Annotated in this window: 14 protein-coding genes; 11 read left to right on the top strand and 3 right to left on the bottom strand. The window is 69.6% G+C overall.

All coding sequences use genetic code 11. The annotated features are described in order from the left end of the window. Window positions 1-8: 8 nt before the first annotated feature. Window positions 9-3818 (bottom strand): GH92 family glycosyl hydrolase, encoded by a 3810-nt coding sequence (locus FBY22_RS07045; protein ID WP_260844730.1) that lies wholly within the window; start codon window positions 3816-3818, stop codon window positions 9-11. A gap of 371 nt (window positions 3819-4189) precedes the next feature. On the opposite strand from FBY22_RS07045, the gene ngcE reads away from it, so the two are divergent. The 9 genes from ngcE to FBY22_RS07090 all read left to right on the top strand — a co-directional run bounded on the left by ngcE (window position 4190) and on the right by FBY22_RS07090 (window position 16431). Next, complete coding sequence (gene ngcE, locus FBY22_RS07050; RefSeq protein WP_142143302.1) at window positions 4190-5644, top strand: N-acetylglucosamine/diacetylchitobiose ABC transporter substrate-binding protein; 1455 nt, start codon at window positions 4190-4192, stop codon at window positions 5642-5644. Window positions 5645-5765: 121 nt separating this feature from the next. Continuing rightward, window positions 5766-6701, top strand: coding sequence for a carbohydrate ABC transporter permease (locus FBY22_RS07055; RefSeq protein ID WP_142143304.1), 936 nt, complete (start codon window positions 5766-5768; stop codon window positions 6699-6701). 15 nt (window positions 6702-6716) lie between these two features. After that, window positions 6717-7640, top strand: coding sequence for a carbohydrate ABC transporter permease (locus FBY22_RS07060; protein WP_142143306.1), 924 nt, complete (start codon window positions 6717-6719; stop codon window positions 7638-7640). Between the two features lie 194 nt (window positions 7641-7834). Further along, on the top strand, window positions 7835-9034 hold the full coding sequence (locus tag FBY22_RS07065) for an ROK family transcriptional regulator (RefSeq protein WP_142143308.1): 1200 nt from the start codon (window positions 7835-7837) through the stop codon (window positions 9032-9034). 133 nt (window positions 9035-9167) lie between these two features. After that, window positions 9168-10262 carry a sugar ABC transporter substrate-binding protein gene (locus FBY22_RS07070; protein WP_142143310.1) on the top strand — a complete coding sequence of 365 codons (1095 nt, stop codon included), beginning with the start codon at window positions 9168-9170 and terminating at the stop codon, window positions 10260-10262. A 299-nt stretch (window positions 10263-10561) separates the two neighbouring features. Beyond that, window positions 10562-11353 (top strand): ATP-binding cassette domain-containing protein, encoded by a 792-nt coding sequence (locus FBY22_RS07075; RefSeq protein ID WP_142143312.1) that lies wholly within the window; start codon window positions 10562-10564, stop codon window positions 11351-11353. Continuing rightward, complete coding sequence (locus FBY22_RS07080; protein WP_142143313.1) at window positions 11350-12666, top strand: sugar ABC transporter permease; 1317 nt, start codon at window positions 11350-11352, stop codon at window positions 12664-12666. The genes FBY22_RS07075 and FBY22_RS07080 overlap by 4 nt, the downstream gene beginning before the upstream one ends. Before the next feature lie 192 nt (window positions 12667-12858). Then, complete coding sequence (gene dxs / locus FBY22_RS07085; protein WP_142147413.1) at window positions 12859-14781, top strand: 1-deoxy-D-xylulose-5-phosphate synthase; 1923 nt, start codon at window positions 12859-12861, stop codon at window positions 14779-14781. Between the two features lie 144 nt (window positions 14782-14925). Continuing rightward, complete coding sequence (locus FBY22_RS07090; RefSeq protein WP_142143315.1) at window positions 14926-16431, top strand: amino acid permease; 1506 nt, start codon at window positions 14926-14928, stop codon at window positions 16429-16431. On the opposite strand, the gene FBY22_RS07095 is transcribed toward FBY22_RS07090, so the two are convergent. Further along, complete coding sequence (locus FBY22_RS07095; RefSeq protein ID WP_142143317.1) at window positions 16421-16792, bottom strand: NTP pyrophosphohydrolase; 372 nt, start codon at window positions 16790-16792, stop codon at window positions 16421-16423. The two genes, FBY22_RS07090 and FBY22_RS07095, sit on opposite strands and share 11 nt — an antisense overlap. A 36-nt stretch (window positions 16793-16828) precedes the next feature. Next, window positions 16829-17719 (bottom strand): NAD(P)-dependent oxidoreductase, encoded by an 891-nt coding sequence (locus FBY22_RS07100; protein WP_142143319.1) that lies wholly within the window; start codon window positions 17717-17719, stop codon window positions 16829-16831. Window positions 17720-17861: 142 nt separating this feature from the next. Here FBY22_RS07100 and FBY22_RS07105 point away from each other — a divergent pair, with 142 nt between their 5' ends. Both FBY22_RS07105 and FBY22_RS07110 read left to right on the top strand, forming a co-directional pair. Next, window positions 17862-18875, top strand: coding sequence for a hypothetical protein (locus FBY22_RS07105; RefSeq protein WP_142143321.1), 1014 nt, complete (start codon window positions 17862-17864; stop codon window positions 18873-18875). A 176-nt stretch (window positions 18876-19051) separates the two neighbouring features. After that, window positions 19052-20182, top strand: a complete 1131-nt coding sequence (locus FBY22_RS07110) for a hypothetical protein (RefSeq protein WP_142143323.1) — start codon at window positions 19052-19054, stop codon at window positions 20180-20182. Window positions 20183-20818 lie beyond the last annotated feature (636 nt).

Consider the following 20818-nt stretch of genomic DNA (forward strand, 5'->3'; position numbering starts at 1 on the left):
GCGACTGCTCAGGCGAGCAGTTCGACCTCCGACACGGTCGCCTGGCCGTCGAACACCAGACGGTACTTCCCGTACGTACCCGGGGACCCCACGGTGAACGCGCGGGTCTGCCGGTCCCATCGGAAGGATTCCCCCGACCGCTTGTCGACCGTCTTCCACGTGGTCCCGTCGTCGTCCGAGGCCTGGAGCGTCCAGCCCGTCGGCGCCTTGGAGTGGTCGGCGGAGGAGGTCACCGTGTACTGGACGCCCTTGACCGGTCCGGAGACCGGCAGGTCCACGCTCGTCACGGTGGCGTCGGTGCCCGACGTGTTGTCGAACAGCGCCCCGTCACCCTTCAGTACGTCCGTACGCGGCGTCGGAACCTTGTCGTCCTGGGTGATCGACACGGGCGCGGCATTCCGGCCCGTGCCCCACGACGACGGCTTCGATCCCATGTCGAACTCCAGCACCCCGCCCTTGGCCAGCAGCGAGTGGGGGAGCGAAGTCGACGTCCAGGCACGCCCGTTGACCCTCAGGCCCTGTACGTAGACGTTGGCCGCGCTGTTCCTGGGCGCCTTCACGACCAGGTCCCGGCCGTTCTCCAGATGGACGGTCGCCTTCTTGAACAGCGGGGAGCCGACGGCGTACTCGCCGCCGCCCATCACCAGCGGGTAGAAGCCGAGCGCGGAGAAGAGGTACCAGGCCGACTGCTCGCCGTTGTCCTCGTCACCGTGGTAGCCCTGCCCGATCTCGCTGCCGACGTACAGCCGCGACAGGGCCTCGCGGACGTTCTTCTGCGCCTTCCAGGGCTGCCCGGCCGCGTCGTACATGTAGATGACGTGGTGGGCGACCTGGTTGGAGTGCCCGTACATGCCCATCCGGACGTCCCGCGCCTCGGTCATCTCGTGGATGACCCCGCCGTAGGAGCCGACGTACTCGGGGGCGGCCGTCTCCGGGGTGGAGAAGTACTCGTCGAGCTTGTCCGCGAGCTTGGCGCGGCCGCCGTAGAGGTTGGCCAGGCCCCGGCTGTCCTGCGGGGCGGTGAAGGCGTAGCCCCAGCCGTTGGTCTCCGTGTAGTCGTAACCCCACACCCGCGGGTCGTACTTGGCGGAGTCCACCCGCCAGTCGCCCTTGGCGTCCCTGCCCTGGAAGAAGCCGGCCTTGGAGTCGAAGAGGTTCACGTAGTCCTGGGCGCGGTTGAGGAAGTACTGCGACTCCTCCTGGTAGCGCTTGTCGCCGGTCTTCTCGTACAGGGCCCGGCCCATCCGCGCGATGCCGTAGTCGTTGACGTAGCCCTCCATCGCCCACGACAGGCCCTCGTGCGTGTCGGTGCCCGTGTAGCCGAGGAACGGCGAGGTCGCCATGCCCTTGCGGCCCACGCCCGAGGCCGGGGGCACCACGGTGGCGTTCTTCACGGCCGCGTCGTACGCCGCCTTCGCGTCGAACTTCACGCCCTTGACGTACGCGTCCGCGAAGGCCACGTCCGAGGAGGTGCCGGTCATCAGGTCCGCGTAACCGGGCGAGGACCAGCGCGAGGTCCAGCCGCCGTCCTTGTACTGCTGCACGAAGCCGTCGACCATCTCACCCGCCTGGGATGGGGTGAGGAAGGAGTACGCCGGCCAGGTGGTCCGGTAGGTGTCCCAGAAGCCGTTGTTGACGTACACCTTGCCGTCCACGATCTTCGCGCCGGTGTGGGTCGGGGTGTCCGGCCCGGGCATCGGCGAGAAGGGCGAGGCGTACCGGTAGGTCGAACCCACCTTCTCGAAACCGGAGTTGGGGTACAGGTACAGCCGGTACATGCTGGAGTACAGCGTGGTCAGCTGGTCCGGTGTCGCGCCCTCGACCTCCACCTTGCCCAGCAGCCGGTCCCAGACCTGCCGGGCGCGGTTCTTCACGGTGTCGAAGGAGGTGCCGTCCGGGATCTCCTGGCGGAGGTTGTCCTTGGCCTGGTCGACGCTGATGAGTGAGGTGGCAAGGCGCAGGTTGACGGTGTGGTCGTCCCCGGCGTCGAAGCGCAGGTAGCCCTTGACGCCGCTGGACGCGCCGTCGGTCGCCTTCTTGTCGAACACGCCGTAGACGAACAGCCGGGTGGCGCCCGTCGACAGCCCGGACTTCACGTCCGAGTAGCCGGTGACGATCCCGTTGTCCTTGTCGAGCGACAGCCCCGCCTGCTCGGTGACGTTGTCGAAGACCACGCTCGCGTCGTCGCCGGGGTAGGTGAAGCGGAGCGCGGCCGCGTGGTCGGTCGGGGCCATCTCGGCCTTCAGCCCGTTCTCGAACCGCACCCCGTAGTAGTACGGCCGCGCGGTCTCGTTCTCGTGCCGGAAGGCCAGCTCACGCGCCTCCCGCCCGGTGTCCGGCGTGCCCGACTGCGCGGACGGCATCAGCTGGAAGGTCTGCCGGTCGCCCATCCACGGGCTTGGCTCGTGGCTCGCGCTGAACGCCTGGATCGTCGGCAGGTTGTCGTCGTTGTTCGCCCGCGCGTAGTCGTACAGCCAGCTCAGCGAGGAGGCGTTGGTGACGGGCGTCCAGAAGTTGAAGCCGTGCGGCACGGCCGTCGCGGGGAAGTTGTTGCCGCGCGAGAAACTGCCGCTGGAGTTGGTGCCGCGCGTGGTGAGGGCGTAGTCGGCGAGGTGCGCCTTCGGCTTCCCGGGCGCCACCCGCCGCAGCGCGATGTCGTCCAGCCAGCCGCGGAACTTCGCCGGCCCCTTCGCGGAGTCGTACGCCACCAGTATCCGGTCGACGGTCTTGCCGGCCGCGACGGACCCGATCCTGGAGGCGACGTCGTTCCACTGGTTGACGTAGAGCACCTTGGCGGCGCCCTGCCCCTGCGGCGAGAGCGAGAACCCGTGCCGGTCCGTCGCGCCGAGGCCGCTGAGGTAGGTGCCGTCGGTGAACGCCAGGTCCACCGAGACGTTCGTGGCGTCGTAGTCCCGGTCGCCGTCCGCCATCGACGGGTAGATGCGGTACGACAGTTCGGTGTCGCGGCCGACCGCCACGTTCACGTCGAAGACCTTGTTGTACGAGTACGCCCGGCCGTCGGCCGTGTGCCGACCGGCGTAACGCAGGGCCCTCTTTCCGGTGAACCCGGCCGCCGCCTTGGCGGTGGGCGAACCGCTGGGCCCGTGGTCGACCAGCGACAGCATGTCCTGCGGCACCGGGCCGCCGCCCCCGCCCGTGGACAGCTGCAGGTCGGCGAGCTGCAGGATGTCCGCCCCGTTGTTCTTGGTGATGTCCAGCCGGTAGTGCTGGTACTCGGCCGGCTCGGCGAGCTCGTAGGACTTGGTCTGGAACCGCTCGGAGAAGGTCTCGCCGGCGCGCGAGTCGAGGGTCTTCCAGTCCTTGCCGTCGGTGGAGCCCTGCAGGGTCCAGTCCCGCGGGTCGCGCTCGTCGTAGTCGTTGGCCGAGGTGAGGGCGTAGGTCACGATCTTCATGGGCTTGTCGAGGTCGAACTCGGCCCAGCCGGTCGGCTCGAAGGTCAGCCACTTGGTGACCGCCTCGCCGTCGGCGAGGTTCTCCCTCACCTCGCCGCCGCCGGTGTTCTCGGCGCTCGCGCGGACGTCCGTGACATGGTCGTTGACGTTGCCCGGAATGCCGCTGCTGTAGCCGCCGTCGACGCCCGAGGCCCGCTTGGCGCCGTCGGCACCGGTGTCGACCGTGTTCAGCCAGTCCGGTGCCGGATCACCCGTCTCGAACGACGACGCGAAACCCCGGTCGGCCTTGGCGGGGGCGGGAGCGCCGGGCAGCGCGACCGCCGCCCCCTGCGAGCCCACCGCCATGACAAAGGCGGCCGTGATCACGACCGCCGGTCCAAATCTGTGCCGAGCTCTGTGCCGCATACGCCAGCACCCTCCCTGTCTCCTGCACTGGACAACGTTGTCAAGTTCGACGCGCAAGGACCAGTAGTGGGTCAAGTGGGCAGTGATGTCAAGGGTGTTGCCTGTGGCATTCGGGGCTTATGTCGCGGACTTTTCCGGCAAGGGGCGCACAGGGCGCTCATATTTCCGCGAGGTCTCAACTCGGAAAAGACCCATGGCCAACCTTGCATTCGATCTTGCTCCGTTGGCGGGAAGTGGACTATACCTGTCGGCGATTCACACGATCCGTACTTTGCTGTCCGCACTTCCTGCACGACCCTGCTTGACCTGACCGCGGTGCCGGGGAGGATCCGGTTCACCGCCTGAGTCCTGGAGAAGGCGAGGACTTGAGCATGGGATCCACTTCCGGCGAGAACGAGAACAACGGCACCGCGGGCGTCGGCCGCCGCGATCTGATCAGGCGTTCGGCGGCGCTCGGACTGATCTCCGTACCGACCATGAGCTTTCTGTCCGCGTGTGCGAGCGGTGGCGGGAGCGACGACAACTCGAGCGGCAACGATCAGGGCAAGACGTCCAAGTCCAATCCCTTCGGCGCGAAGAAGGGAACCAAGCTCGACGTCGTCATCTTCAAGGGCGGTTACGGCGACGACTACGCGAAGGCCTGGGAGGCGGACTTCGCCAAGAACCCCGGCATCACCTCCACCCACACCGGCACCCAGGAGATCACCGGCAAGCTCCAGCCCCGCTTCAACGCCGGAAACCCGCCGGACATCGTCGACGACTCGGGCGCCCAGCAGATCAAGGTCGACGTCCTGTACAAGAACGGGCAGCTCCTCGACCTCGCCCCGGTCCTCGACGCCCCGTCCGTGGACGACCCGAGCAAGAAGGTCCGGGACATGCTCATCCCCGGCACCCTCGACCCGGGCATCCAGGAGGGCAAGGTCGTCGCCCTCAACTACATCTACACGGTCTGGGGCCTGTGGTACTCCGGCAAGCTTTTCAAGGACAAGGGCTGGGAGCCGCCGAAGACCTGGGACGACTTCATCAAGGTCTGCCAGGCCGCGAAGAAGGACGGCATCGGCGGCCTCGCCCACCAGGGCAAGTACCCGTACTACATCAATGTCGCCATCATGGACATGATCGCCAAGAAGGGCGGCCTCGACGCCGTCAAGGCGATCGACAACCTCGACCCGAAGGCGTTCGTCGGCTCCGCCGCGGCGCAGGCGGGCGTCGAGGCGATCTACGAGGTCGTGGAGAAGGGCCTGCTGATGCCGGGCACCAACGGCCTGACCCACACCGAGTCGCAGACCCGCTGGAACCAGTACAAGGCCGCCTTCATCACCTGCGGCTCCTGGCTGGAGAACGAGCAGCTGAAGCAGACGCCCGCGGACTTCGACATGAAGTTCCTGCCGATGCCCCTGCTGCCCGGCAGCAAGATGCCCTTCGAGGCGATCCGGGCCGGCTCCGGCGAGCCGTTCATCATCCCCGCGAAGGCGAAGAACCTCCCCGGCGCCAAGGAGTTCATGCGGCACATGCTCTCCAAGGAGTGGTCGACGCTCTTCGCCAAGGAGGCCAACTCGCTCACCATCCTCAAGGACGGCGTCGACGCGAGCGTGAAGCTGCGCCCCGGCACCCAGTCCACGGTCGAGGCGTCCAAGGCGGCCGGTGACAACACCTTCCGCTACCTGTACCCGGACTGGTACAGCGAGATGGACACCGCCATCCAGAACGCCTCCAATGAGCTCATGGCCAAGCGCATCCAGCCGAAGGAATGGCTGAAGCGGTGTCAGGCCGCCGTCGACAAGCAGGCGAAGGACCCTGCGTCCAAGAAGAACCGGCACGAGTAGTTCACGGGGGCGCCGTGGGGGCTGTGTGACTTCAGGGCGGCCGCGGGTCGTCCGTGGCTTGTCGCACAGTTCCCCGCGCCCCTTTCGGGGCGCTGCACAGACCGGAATGTCAGGGGCAGGTATGCGCAAAGGGCAGTACAGGTTCGTCACGGGGTTTCTCTTCATTCCCGTGTTGCTCTACGTGGTCTTCGTGATCTGGCCGTACATCCAGACGTTCGGCTATTCGCTGACCGACTGGAAGGGGCAGTCCCAGACCTTCGACTTCGTCGGCCTTGACAACTACAGGGCGCTGTTCCAGGACGACGTGTTCATGCAGGCCATCTGGCACAACCTGCAGTTCCTGGTCTTCATCCCGGTGATCACGATCCTGCTCGCCCTGTTCTTCGCCTTCATGCTGAACGCGGGCGGTCGCAGCAGGGCCGGCGGGGTCCAGGGCGTCGCCGGATCGAAGTTCTACAAAGTGGTCTACTTCTTCCCGCAGGTGCTGTCGCTGGCGATTCTCGCCGTGCTGTTCAACGCGGTGTACCGCAGTGACGGCGGAGGCCTGCTCAACGGCGCACTGATCAAAATCCATCTCGTCGACCCGGGCAATCCCATCGAATGGCTCAATGAGCCGAACATGGTGTTGTGGGCGCTGATGGTCGCCGTGATCTGGCAGGGCGTCGGCTTCTACCTGGTGCTGTTCTCGGCGGCCATGCAGTCCATTCCCAAGGACATCTACGAGGCCGCGCTCATCGACGGCGCGAACCGGAACCAGTCGTTCTTCCGCATCACCCTGCCGCTGCTGTGGGACACCGTGCAGACGGCCTGGGTGTACCTCGGAATCATCGCGATGGACATGTTCGTCCTGGTCTCCTCGATGACCCAGAACATGGGTGCCTACGGCGGCGGACCGGACCACCACAGCGACGTCATGGCGACCGTGATGATGCGCAACTTCCTCTACTACGGCAAGAGCGGATACGCCTGCGCCATGGGCGTGATCATGCTGCTGCTCACCCTGATCCTGTCCGTCTTCACGCTGCGCGTCACCCGCCGCGAGCGCATCGAGTTCTGAGCGGGAGACATGACGATGAGCGCCCCCATCAAGGAGACCCCCGCCGCCCCCGTCGAGCGGCCCGTCGCCCCGCGGCCCGACCGCCCCGGCGAGCAGCGCGGCGAGGGTGTCGTCCTGAACGTCTTCTCCCACGGCTTCCTCGCCCTGTGGGCCCTGCTGATCGTGCTGCCGCTGCTGTGGCTGGTGATCAGCTCCTTCAAGACCGACGCCCAGATCGGCGGCTCCGCCTTCGGCTGGCCGCACAACTGGTCCCTGGACGTCTTCCACCGGGCCTGGAGCAAGGGCATCGGCGACTACTTCCTCAACACGGTCATCGTGCTGGTCTTCTCGGTGCCGCTGACCATGCTGTTCGGCTCCATGGCCGCGTACGTCCTGGCGAGGTACCAGTTCTGGGGCAACCGGCTGCTGTACTACTTCTTCGTCGCCGGCGCGATGTTCCCTGTCTTCCTCGCCCTGGTCCCGCTGTTCTTCATGGTCAAACGGCTGGACATGCTGAACACCTACCAGGGGCTGATCCTGGTCTACATCGCCTACTCGATGCCGTTCACGGTGTTCTTCATGCACGCCTTCTTCCGCACCCTGCCCACGGCCGTCTTCGAGGCGGCGGTCCTGGACGGCGCCTCGCACACCCGGACCTTCTTCCAGGTGATGCTGCCGATGGCCAAGCCGGGCCTGATCAGCGTCGGCATCTTCAACACGCTGGGCCAGTGGAACCAGTTCATCCTGCCCACGGTCCTGATGCAGCCGCAGAGCGGCGGCGACCCCGAGCGCTATGTGCTCACCCAGGGGCTCATCCAGCTGCAACAGCAGCAGGGGTACGCCTCCGACCTTCCCGTCCTCTTCGCGGGCGTCACGATCGCCATGATCCCCATGCTGGTGGTGTACCTGTCCTTCCAGCGCCAGGTTCAGGCGGGCCTCACCTCGGCCACCCTGAAGTAGCGCTCCGAAACCGCCCGACCGCGCGCCGTTCCCGCATTTCGGGCACGGCGCGCGAACGTGTGTGTGCCTGCGGCCACGTACCCGGAAACGGTTCAACCTCTTGACGGGAGGCGACCCGAACGGCTCAGCTTAGAGTTCACTAGTTGGACATAGACGGGGCCTCATCGAAGCGGTCCCGCGCGCAGGAGGTCGTCGTGGAGACTCCGGGGTCGCAGTCGTCACTGCACCGAGCCAACCTGGAGCGGGTCGTCCGGGCCGTCCGGCTGGCCGGGTCGCTCACGCAGGCGGAGATCGCGAGGACCACGGGGCTGTCCGCCGCCACGGTCTCCAACATCGTCCGTGAGCTCAAGGACGGCGGAACGGTCGAGGTCACACCCACCTCGGCGGGTGGCCGCAGGGCCCGCAGCGTCTCCCTGAGCGGGGACGCCGGCATCGTCATCGGCGTCGACTTCGGGCACACGCATCTGCGCGTCGCGGTCGGCAACCTCGCCCACCAGGTGCTCGCGGAGGAGTCCGAGCCGCTGGACGTGGACGCGTCCTCGACGCAGGGTTTCGACCGGGCCGAGGAACTGGTCAATCGCCTGATCAGCGCAACGGGGGTGGACCGGTCGAAGATCGCCGGAGTGGGCCTGGGCGTGCCCGGTCCCATCGACGTGGAGTCGGGCACCCTCGGCTCCACCGCCATCCTGCCCGGCTGGGCCGGCACCAAGCCCGCCGAGGAGCTGCGGGGGCGGCTCGGCGTGCCCGTGCACGTGGACAACGACGCCAACCTCGGCGCCCTCGGTGAGCTGGTCTGGGGCAGCGGCAGGGGCGTGCGCGACCTCGCCTACATCAAGGTCGCCAGCGGCGTTGGCGCCGGTCTGGTGATCAACGGCAAGATCTACCGCGGCCCGGGTGGCACAGCGGGAGAAATCGGTCATATTACTCTTGATGAATCCGGCCCCGTCTGCCGCTGTGGAAACCGCGGCTGCCTGGAGACCTTCGCGGCCGCGCGCTACGTGCTGCCGCTGCTCCAGTCCAGTCACGGCACCGATCTGACGATGGAAGGCGTCGTGCGGCTGGCCAGGGACGGAGACCCGGGCTGCCGTCGGGTGATCGCCGACGTCGGCCGCCACATCGGCTCTGGAGTCGCCAATCTCTGCAATCTGTTGAACCCGAGCAGGGTCGTCCTCGGTGGTGATCTCGCCGAGGCCGGTGAGCTGGTGCTCGGGCCGATCAGGGAGTCCGTCGGCCGCTATGCGATCCCCAGTGCGGCACGCCAACTGTCCGTGCTTCCAGGGGCACTTGGAGGTCGGGCGGAGGTACTCGGAGCACTCGCCCTCGCCCTCAGCGAGATGGGTGATTCGACCCTTTTGGACAGCACGCTGCACGCAACCACGCCTGCCTTCACTTAGAAAACGCAGGACGTCGTTGCCATCTCGTTAAGTATTTACTTCTTGACGTCGCACGTGCGGCCGAGTTGACTTCCAGCCACCTCGGCCGCAACGACGCGGCCTCGTCAGGGAGGTTTCTCAAGTGAACACGCTCATGCGTCGTGCAGCCGTGACCGTAGCGATCTCGGCCCTCGCCGTCTCGGTCGCCGCCTGTGGCAAGGCCGGTGACAAGAAGAGCAGCGACAGCAGCAGCCAGGGCTCCGGCTCCGGCAGCAAGTCGATCGGCCTGCTCCTGCCCGACAACGTCACCGCGCGGTACGAGAAGTTCGACAAGCCGTACTTCGTGGCCAAGGTCAAGGAGTTGTGCGGCGACTGCACCGTCTCCTACGCCAACGCCGCCGCCGACCCGGCCAAGCAGGCTCAGCAGATGAGCAGCATGGTCACCAAGGGCGTCAAGGTCATCGTGGTCTCCGCCCAGGACTCCGCCGCGATCAAGTCCTCCATCCAGTCCGCGGTGGACAAGGGCGTCAAGGTCATCGCGTACGACCGTCTGGCCCAGGGTCCGGTCTCCGCGTACGTCTCCTTCGACAACGTCAAGGTCGGCCAGCTCCAGGGCCAGGCCCTGCTGGACGCCCTCGGCTCCAAGGCGAAGAAGTCCTCGAAGATCGTCATGATCAACGGTGACGACGCCGACCCGAACGCCGGTCAGTTCAAGAAGGGTGCGCACGAGGCCCTCGACGGCAAGGTGAACATCGCCTACGAGCAGTCGGGTCTGTGGAAGGACACCGTCGCCGCGCAGAAGATGTCGGCCGCCATCACCCAGCTCGGCGCCAAGAACATCGCCGGCGTCTACGCCGCCAACGACGGCATGGCCGGTGGTATCGCCAACACCCTCAAGGGCGCCGGTATCAGCGGCATCCCGCTGACGGGCCAGGACGCCGAGCTCGCGGGCATCCAGCGGATCGTCGCCGGTACGCAGTCCTCCACGGTCTACAAGGCCTACAAGCCGGAGGCCGACACCGCCGCCGAGCTCGCGGTCAACCTGCTCCAGAACAAGGACATCAAGTCCCTGGCCGACACCACCGTCACCAGCGGCTCGGGCGACAAGGTCCAGGCCAAGCTGCTGACCCCGGTCTCGGTGACCGTCAAGAACATCAAGGACACGGTCGTCAAGGACGGTCTGTACACCGTCTCCCAGATCTGCACCGCGGACTTCGCCGCCGCGTGCAAGAAGGCCGGCCTGCAGTAAAGCCGCTAGGGCCCGTCCGACGGACGGGCCCGGGCCCGGGGCGCGATCCTCACCGAACGCGCCCCACACCGCAGGCACCGAACCTGTCCGGCACCCGCGCCGCCTTCATACCCCGCTGCGGGGCGGGTGCCGGACGGAAGCATGGTGGACGCAGCCGTTGCCAAGAGGCACGGTCCGCGCGCATGTTCGACTTGTAAATCAGTGCCGACGGCACACCCCCTTGTAAACAAGTGCTTACGGCACACCCCTCCGCGCCCTACCCCAAGCGCGGCATCCCCGCCGGTCAGGCGGCGAAGGAGATGGTTCACGTGTCCGCTACGCCCGTGCTGGCGTTGCGCGGAGTCTCCAAGCGATTCGGTGCGGTGCAGGCCCTCACCGATGTCGAGCTGGAGGTCCACGCCGGCGAAGTGGTCGCCCTGGTCGGCGACAACGGCGCCGGAAAGTCCACGCTGGTCAAGACGATCGCCGGAGTCCACCCCATCGATGAGGGCGTCATCGAGTGGGAGGGCAGGGCGGTCAGCATCAACAAGCCGCACGACGCCCAGGGACTCGGCGTCGCGACGGTCTACCAGGACCTCGCGCTGTGCGACAACCTCGACGTGGTCGGCAACCTCTACCTCGGACGCGAGCTGCTGCACCGCGGCGTCATCGACGAGGTCACGATGGAGAAGAAGGCCCGCGAGCTGCTGAGCACGCTCTCCATCCGCATCCCGAGCGTTCGCATCCCGATCGCGAGCCTCTCCGGTGGTCAGCGACAGGTCGTCGCCATCGCGCGCGCCCTGATCGGTGAGCCCAAGGTCGTCATCCTCGACGAGCCCACCGCCGCCCTCGGCGTCGAGCAGACCGCCCAGGTCCTCGACCTCGTCGAGCGGCTGCGCGAGCAGAACCTCGCCGTCATCCTCATCAGCCACAACATGGCGGACGTGAAGGCGGTCGCCGACACCGTCGCCGTACTGCGGCTGGGCAGGAACAACGGGTCCTTCTCGGTGAAGGACACCAGTCAGGAAGAAATCATCTCCGCGATCACCGGTGCCACGGACAACGCCGTGACCCGTCGCGCGGGGCGGCGCGGCGCGGAGGCGACCCAGTGAGCGACACATCCAAGGTTTCCAAGGTGGACCCCGAGGCGCAGGACACCGTCGCGCCCGCGGACGACCCCACCGCCGCCCCGGTCTCCGTCGTGGACCCGCGCCTGCTGATCCGCGAAGAGGGCCTCAAGGGCTACTGGACCGAGTTCACGCGCAAGGTCAAGGGCGGTGAGCTCGGCTCGCTGCCGGTGGTCATCGGCCTGATCATCATCTGGACGATCTTCCAGTTCCAGAACGACCGGTTCCTCAGCGCCGACAACGTCTCGAACATCAGCTACTACATGTCGGCCACCGGCATGCTCGCCATCGGCCTGGTGTTCGTCCTGCTGCTCGGCGAGATCGACCTGTCGGTCGGTTCGGTCAGCGGTCTGGCCTCGACGCTGTTCGCCGTGTTCGTGGTCCAGCACGGCATGAACGCCTGGCTGTCGCTGGTGCTGGCCGTCCTCACGGGTATCGGCATCGGCGCGCTGCACGGCTGGTTCTTCGCCAAGATCGGCGTACCCGCGTTCGTCGTCACCCTGGCCGGCTTCCTCGGCTGGAACGGCCTGATGCTGTGGCTGCTGGGCTCCAGCGGCACCATCAACATCCCGTCCGACACCGGTCCGGTCCACCTGCTCGGCCAGAGCTCGTTCTTCATGGACCAGGCCATCATCGGCGCCTACCTGCTGGCCGGCCTCGGGGTAGCGCTGTCCCTGGTCGGCAACTTCGGTGAGCAGCGGCGTCGCAAGGCGGCCGGCGTTCCGTTCCGGCCGACCGCCGAGATCCTGCTGCGCGTCGGCGTGCTCGCGGTGGCGTCCTTCCTGGCCGCGTTCGTGCTGAACGATTCGGCCGGTGTCTCCAACGCGCTGGTGATCTTCCTCGCCGCGCTGGTGATCGTGGACTTCGTGCTGCGCCGTACGACCTACGGCCGCAAGGTCTTCGCGGTCGGTGGCGGTATCGAGGCGGCCCGCCGTGCCGGTATCAACGTGCCGGTGATCCGGATCACCGTGTTCGCCATCTCCGGCGGCTTCGCGGCAATCGGCGGTATGTTCTTCGCCGGCCAGACCGCGAGCGCCACGCTGAGCGCCGGCGGCGGCAACACCCTGATGCTCGCCATCGCGGCGGCCGTCATCGGCGGTACCTCGCTGTTCGGTGGCCGCGGCTCCGTCTGGTCCGCCCTCCTGGGCATGCTGGTCATCCAGTCCATCCAGACCGGCCTGGACCTGCTCAACATGAACACGTCCATCCAGTACATGATCACCGGTGCGGTGCTGCTGGGCGCCGTCGTCATCGACTCCGTCTCCCGCAGGAGCCAGAAGGCGGCGGGCCGGGCGTAACACCCCTCCCGAGACCTGTGCCCGGCACCAACGGCGGTGCCGGGCACAGTCATGTCGTAGAAAAGTGCGATCGTGGGTAGAGCCGATCGCGTGACCTACGACCCGCCGCCCGGGCACCGTCCGCAAAGGCGGAACATTAGACTCGACAAGCCCGGCAACAGCTCGATCAGCTTTTACTGCAAGGAGGCACGGGTGCCGCTGCTGACCCGCATCAGGGGACCGCGCGATCTGGACCGGCTCAGCCTGGAGGAGCTGGACCAGCTGGCAGAGGAGATCCGGACCTTCCTCGTCGACGCCGTCTCCAAGACCGGCGGCCACCTCGGCCCCAACCTGGGTGTCGTCGAGCTCACCATCGCCCTGCACCGCGTCTTCGAATCGCCCAGGGACAAGGTGCTGTGGGACACGGGCCACCAGTCCTACGTGCACAAGCTGCTCACCGGCCGCCAGGACTTCAGCCGGCTGAAGATGAAGGGCGGCCTGTCCGGCTACCCCTCGCAGGCCGAGTCCGAGCACGACGTCATCGAGAACAGCCACGCCTCCACGGTGCTGGGCTGGGCCGACGGCCTGGCGAAGGCCAACCAGGTCCTCGAGCGCGACGACCACGTGGTCGCGGTCATCGGTGACGGCGCGCTCACCGGCGGCATGGCCTGGGAGGCGCTGAACAACATCGCCGAGGCCAAGGACCGCCCGCTCGTCATCGTCGTCAACGACAACGAGCGCTCCTACGCCCCGACCATCGGCGGCCTCGCCAACCACCTGGCGACCCTGCGCACGACCGACGGCTACGAGCGCTTCCTCGCCCGGACGAAGGACATCCTCGACCGCACCCCGGTCGTCGGCAGGCCGCTGTACGAGACCCTGCACGGCGCCAAGAAGGGCCTGAAGGACTTCATCGCCCCCCAGGGCATGTTCGAGGACCTCGGCCTGAAGTACGTCGGCCCCATCGACGGCCACGACATCGAGGCCCTGGAGTCGGCCCTCGCCCGCGCCAAGCGCTTCGGCGGCCCCGTCATCGTGCACTGCCTCACCGAGAAGGGCCGCGGCTACCAGCCCGCCCTCCAGGACGAGGCCGACCGCTTCCACGGCATCGGCCCCATCCACCCCGACACCGGCCTGCCGATCAAGGCCTCCGGCGCCGACTGGACCTCCGTCTTCGGCGACGAGATGGTCGAGCTCGGCAAGGAGCGCGAGGACATCGTCGCGATCACCGCGGCGATGCTTCAGCCGGTCGGCCTGAAGAAGTTCGCGGACGCCTTCCCCGACCGGATCTACGACGTCGGCATCGCCGAGCAGCACGGAGCCGTCTCCGCCGCCGGCCTCGCCCACGGCGGCCTGCACCCCGTCTTCGCCGTCTACGCCACCTTCCTCAACCGCGCCTTCGACCAGGTCCTCATGGACGTCGCCCTGCACAAGTGCGGCGTCACCTTCGTGCTGGACCGGGCGGGCGTCACCGGCACCGACGGCGCCTCCCACAACGGCATGTGGGACATGTCGATCCTCCAGGTCGTCCCCGGCCTCAGGCTCGCCGCCCCGCGCGACGCCGACCAGGTCCGGGCCCAGCTCCGCGAGGCCGTGGCCGTCGAGGACGCGCCGACCGTGGTGCGCTTCTCCAAGGGCGCCGTCGGCCCCGCCGTACCGGCCGTGGGCCGCGTGGGCGGCATGGACGTGCTGCGCGAGCCCGGCACGGACCGACCGGACGTGCTGCTCGTCTCCGTGGGAGCCCTGGCCCCGATGTGCCTGGAGATCGCCGCCCTCCTCGACCGGCAGGGCATCTCCACCACCGTCGTCGACCCGCGCTGGGTCAAGCCCGTCGACGAGGCCATGGCCCCGCTCGCGGAGCGGCACCGCGTGGTCGTCACCGTCGAGGACAACTCCCGCGTCGGCGGCGTCGGCTCGGCGATCGCGCAGGCCCTGCGCGACGCGGACGTCGACGTGCCGCTGCGCGACTTCGGCATCCCGCCGCGCTTCCTCGACCACGCCTCCCGTGCCGAGGTGATGGCGGAGATCGGCCTCACCGCCCCGGACATCGCCCGCCAGGTCACCGGGCTCGTCTCCAAGCTGGACGGCCGTTTCGACCGCAGCAGCGCGGCCGAGGTGGAGCCCGCGCGCGACTGACACCGCCGTACGACCGGATGGGCCGCTTTCCCCCCGCCAGGGGTGGTGGAAGCGGCCCATCCGCGTGAATCCGCGCGCGCCGGGGCATACGTCTTGAGCCCCCTCTCGATCATGGCGAGGACGAGACAGCGTGGGAGGTACGCCGTGAGCAGCACCCTCTTCAGGACGAAGAACGTCGAGCGGTCCATCCAGGACACCGAGGAACCGGAGCACGCGCTCAGGAAATCCCTGTCCGCGCTCGATCTGACGGTCTTCGGCGTCGGTGTCATCATCGGCACCGGCATCTTCGTCCTGACCGGCACGGCCGCCAAGAACACCGCGGGCCCCGCCGTCTCCCTGTCCTTCGTCGTCGCCGGGGTCGTGTGCGCGCTGGCCGCGCTGTGCTACGCCGAGTTCGCCTCAACGGTCCCCGTGGCCGGCTCCGCGTACACCTTCTCCTACGCCTCCCTCGGTGAACTGCCCGCCTGGATCATCGGCTGGGACCTGGTGCTGGAACTCGCGCTCGGCACGGCGGTGGTCGCCGTCGGCTGGTCCGGCTACATCCACTCCCTGCTGGACAACGCCGGCTGGCACCTGCCCGAGGCGCTCAGCGGCCGTGACGGCGCCTCCGGGTTCGGCTTCGACATCCTCGCCGCCGCCCTGGTGCTGCTGCTCACCGCGATCCTCGTCGTCGGCATGAAGCTCTCCGCGCGCGTCACCTCGGTCGTCGTCGCCATCAAGGTCGCCGTCGTCCTGGTCGTGATCATCGCGGGCGCGTTCTTCATCAAGAGCGGCAACTACGACCCGTTCATCCCCAAGGCGGAGTCGGTGGAGGCCGGCGGGAACCTCAAGGCCCCGCTGATCCAGCTGATGTTCGGCTGGGCGCCCTCCAACTTCGGCGTGATGGGCATCTTCACCGCCGCGTCCGTGGTGTTCTTCGCCTTCATCGGCTTCGACGTCGTCGCCACCGCCGCCGAGGAGACCCGCAACCCGCAGCGCGACGTGCCGCGCGGCATCATCGGCTCCCTGATCATCTGCACCGCGCTGTACGTCGCCGTGTCGATCGTGGTGACCGGCATGCAGAAGTACAGCAAGCTGTCCGTGGACGCCCCGCTCGCCGACGCCTTCAAGGCCACCGGGCACCCCTGGTTCGCGGGTCTGATCAGCTTCGGCGCGGCGGTCGGCCTGACCACGGTCTGCATGATCCTGCTGCTCGGCCAGTCCCGGGTCTTCTTCGCGATGAGCCGCGACGGCCTGCTGCCCCGCTTCTTCTCCCACACCCACCCGAAGTTCCGCACGCCCTACCGGCCCACGATCCTGCTCGGCGTGGTCATCGCGATCGTCGCCGGTTTCACCAGCCTCAGCGAACTCGCCGAACTGGTGAACATCGGCACGCTCTTCGCCTTCATCGTCGTCGCGATCAGCGTGATCATCCTGCGCAACACCCGACCCGACCTGGAGCGTTCCTTCCGCACTCCGTGGGTGCCGGTGCTGCCGATCGTGTCGGTGCTGGCCTCGCTGTGGCTGATGCTGAACCTGCCTGCCGAGACCTGGCTCCGCTTCGCCATCTGGATGGTCATCGGCTTCGCGGTGTACTTCTTCTACGGCCGCACGCACAGCCGCCTCGCCCGCCAGGAGCAGCCGGCCGGCAACCCCGACGTCAGGGCCTGACCGTCCGGGGACCGGCGACCTCGGCGCCCAACTCCCGCACCCGTCGCCGCAGTTCCCGGTCCGCCGTCACCACCAGGACGGTGCGGTCGCTTTCCCCTGCCACCAGTTCCACCATCCGGTCGTCCCCGCTCCCCGGAGCCGCCTCCACGCGGACTCCGGGGACGGACTCCACCCCGCGGGCCGCCCCTTCCACCACCAGCACGATCTCCACCGGTCCGGCGTGCCCGGGGACGCCGTCCGCCGCCAACCGGTCGCGCAGTCGTTCGGCGGCCCCCCGCCGGTCCCGCCACCACCCGTCGGGCACCGACCCGACGACGTTCGCGGCGTCGACGATCACGAGCAGGGGGTCGCTGTCACTCATGCGGCCAGGTTGGCACAGTCCGGGAAACGGGTCCGCTCAGTCGGCCGGCTTGTCGTCGAAGCTGGCGAAGTACGCGGCGGCCATGTCCTCGTCGCCGTGTCCCTGCGCGGCGGCCCGTTCAAGGCGCTCGGCGCTCGCGGCGGCCACGTCGAGGCGGACCCCGTTGTCCCGGCCGGCCGCCACGATGAGGCGGGCGTCCTTGGCGGCCGTGGTCACCGCGAACTGGGCGGGGGAGAGGCGGTTCTCCAGGACCATTCCCGCCTTCGCCCTCAGATAGCCCATGTCGAGCGGGCCGCCCGCGATGAGGTCGAAGAACTGCGCCGGGTCGACGTCGAGTGCCCGTGACAGGGCGAGGACTTCACCGGTCGCCGCGGTGGCGGCGAGCACCCAGCTGTTGGCGACCAGCTTCAGCCGCGTGGCGCTGCCGGCCGCGCCGTCCTCGCCGGTCCACAGGGTGCGGGCGCCGACCGCGTCGAACACCGGCTCCACGGCCGCCCGTCCGGCGGCCGGCCCGGCGGCCAGCACCGTCAGCTGTCCGGCCTCGGCGGGCTGGCGGGTGCCGAGCACGGGGGCGTCGTAGAAGACCAGCCCGTGCTCGGCGGCGAAGGCGGCCAGTTCGCCGATGGCTTCGATGCCGGCGGTGGTCGACTGCACCCAGGCGGCGCCGGAGCGCAGCGCGGGGGCCGCCTCGCGCATCACGTCCAGGGCGGCCGGGCCGTCGTACAGCATGGTGAGGACGACATCGGCGCCCTCCACGGCCTCGGCGGGCGTGTCGGCGATGTGCGCGCCGTCGGCGGCGAGCGGCTCGGCCTTCGCGCGCGTGCGGTTCCAGGCGCGGACGGTGTGTCCGGCGCGGGCGAGGTTGCGGGCCATGGCGGCGCCCATGATGCCCGTGCCGAGGACGCTCACGGTGAGCTGGTCGGTCATGAGGTCGGCTTCCTTCTCACGTCTGTCGTTGCGGTTGCCGGGATACAGCCTGCCCCCTCCACGCCCTTGCGTGCCCGTCGGCGCCACCTGCCACGCGGGGCCCGACCGAGGGTCGGCGTACCGGCCCGCTTAAGGTGAACTGGTGAACGGCGACTGGCTCCTGCGCGGCCGTGACGGCCGGCTCAGTGTCTACCTTCCGACCGACGACGCCGTCCTGTGCCGGGCGGAACGGGCGCCCGGCGGCACCTGGACGCCCGTGCGCAAGGTCGGCGGCGAACAGAAGCTGCGGCCGTCCCTGGCGATCGGTCAGGGCGGCGACTCCTACGCGCACCTCGTCTCCTGGCGGCCCACGACGGCCGGCGAGTGCCGGCTCGTGCACTCCACCCACTTCCGGCCCCGGCTCGCCGCCCTGGACTGGAACCCGATCGGGCACCCCGACAAGAAGGGGCCGCTGACCGGCATGCCCGCCGTGGCGGTCGACGGCCAGGGCCGCGCCCATGTCTTCGTCCGCAACCGGGGCGGCGGGGTGAGCATGGTCGCGCAGAAGGAGAAGGGCGGCTGGGACCCCTGGCGGGACCTCAAGGGGCGTGACGTGCAGGACGAGTTGGCGGCCGTGACGGGGGAGTCGGGGCGCGTGGAACTCTTCGCCGCCGTGTCCGGCGGGATCCTGCACTGGCGTCAGGAGGAGCCCGGCGCGCAGCCCGTCCTGGAGGAGGCGATCGAGGCACCGGTCCGCGCGGGCACCCTCCACGCGCTCGCGACCTCCGAGAGCGTCACCCTCTTCTACACCGACGAGTCGGGCGACCTGTGCGCGTGGCGGCCCGGCGCCAAACCGGTCGCCCTCCTGCCCTCCGCCGGACCCGGCCCGGCCTCCGCCGTGCGCTGCGAACTCGACGGCTACGACTGCACGTTGCTCGCCCAGCGCTCGGCGAGCGGCCGGGTCGCCTTCGCCGCCTACCCGACCGAGCAGGAGTCGGCCGGTGCCTGGTGGGCCGAGTCCGGGCCCTCCCTCCCGGCGGACGCCGGGGTCTCCCTGGCGGTGGACGAGGAGAACCGGGTGGTGGCGGCCACGTCGTCCCCGTCGACCGGCCAACTCCTCCTCACCCGCCGCAAGGACGAGCCGGGGCTGGCGCTGGAGGCGTGGCGGGAGGTGTGACGGGGGAGGAGCGGTGGCGTCGCCGTCGTCTCCGGCCCAGGTGGGCACGTCGTCGTCACACTGTGTTCGTCAAATGTTCGACTTATGATGGGCGCGCTCGGCCTCCCCCGCGCAGCAGGTGCCCGGGGTTCGGCACCTCGGCCGCGCCGGGCGTCAGGGAAGGGGCGGGCCACGTCATGCGGACCGGATCCGGGCGCGGCGCCGCCCGACGCAGAGGCGCCGACCGCGTCGTCGTGCAGGAGCACGGGCGGAGCGAGCGGCACGCGGCCGAGGCGACCGTGGACGGGCGCTGGCTGCTGCTCGGCAAGGACGGCAGGCTCACCGCGTACGCCCGTGCCCGCGGCGGGCTGCTGCGCTGGACCGAGACCCGCCCGGGCGGCCCGCGGTGGACCGGGCCCGAGTTCTTCCCGGTGCCGGATCTGACGCATCTGTCGGTGGTCCAGGGGCCCGACGCCTACGTCCACTTCCTCGGCCGGCGCGAGCGGAGCGACGGCGACGGGCCCGCCGCCGTCGACATCGTGCACGCCATCCAGTACCAGACCGGACGTCCGGTCACCGAGTGGCGGTCGCTGGGCAACCCGCACCAGGACCGGGAGAAGGCCGCCCGCTTCGGCGTCCCGGTCGGCGCCGTGAGCGCGTCGGGCCGCGTGCACGTCCTCGTGCGCAACGCGGGCCGCGGGCTGATGCTCCGGCGGGAGGCGCCGACCGGCAAGTGGGAGCCCTGGGCCGACCTCAAGGGCAGCGGGGTGCAGGACGGGCTCGCCGTGGTCGCCCACGGCTCCGGGCGGATCGAGGTGCTGGCCGGCGGCGAGCGGGACGCCATGTGGTGGCGGCAGGCGGAGCCCGACGGCGACTTCCGGCAGGAGCCGAACATCGCGCTGCGGGTGGCCCCCGGCACGGCGGCGGCGCTGGAGACCGCCCCGGACCGGGCGACCTTCTACTGGGCCGACCGGGACACCGGCGGACTCGTCGCCCACCGGCCGGGCGGCTGGCTGATCCCGCTGGGCGGCGCCCCGGCCGGCAGCCCTGTCGCGACGCTGCGCGCGGCCCTCGACGGCTACGACTGCACGGTGCTCGCCCACCGCGACATGGACGGCCAGGTCATGCTCGCCGTGTGCGGCACCGAGAACGAACAGGGCGGCCTGTGGTGGTCGCCGACGGGCGAACACTGCGTCGGCGCCCCGGCACTCGCCCAGGACGCCCACGGCCGCGTCGTCCTCGCCGTGGTCGCCCCGGGCGGAGCCCTGCACGTCGCCCGGCAGACGGAGGGCCCGGGCCTGCAACTGTCACCGTCGATCCGCTTCTGACGCCCCCGCCCGCGACACCGGGCAGTCCCTGGCCCGCCGGCCTCCTGCGGGCATGCGCCGGGGCACCGTCCCGCCGCCGACCCGCCCGCCTCGACACCGGGCGCCCCCAGCCGGTCTGCCTTCCGCCGGACGCCCCGGAACGCCGAGCGGACCGTCGTCCGTCCGCCTCCGGCGAGCACCCCCGGACCCCGGTCCGGGGCGCGTGCGGGCTCGCTGAAGAGCGCTCCGCCCGGGACGCCGAGCACCCCGTCGGCCGCGCGCTTCCGGGGAGTGCCCCCGGATCCCGGTCCGGGGCGCGTGCGGGCTCGCTGAAGACTGCCCTGCCCGGGACGCCGAGCACCCCGTCGGCCGCGCGCTTCCGGGGAGTGCCCCCGGATCCCGGTCCGGGGCGCGTGCGGGCTCGCTGAAGACTGCCCTGCCCGGGACGCCGAGCACCCCGTCGGCCGCGCGCTTCCGGGGAGTGCCCCGGCCCGCGGGCCGGCGCGAGTGCGGCCCCGCTGAAGAGCGCTCCGCCGGGACACCGAGGACCCCCGCGGCCGTCCGCCTCCGGCGGGCCCCACGGGACACCTGGCCGGCGCCCTCCCGTCCGCCTCCGACGGACCCCAGGGGCACCGCGCCGGCACCGTGCGGCCCCCG

Source organism: Streptomyces sp. SLBN-31, from assembly GCF_006715395.1.
Taxonomy (GTDB): domain Bacteria; phylum Actinomycetota; class Actinomycetes; order Streptomycetales; family Streptomycetaceae; genus Streptomyces.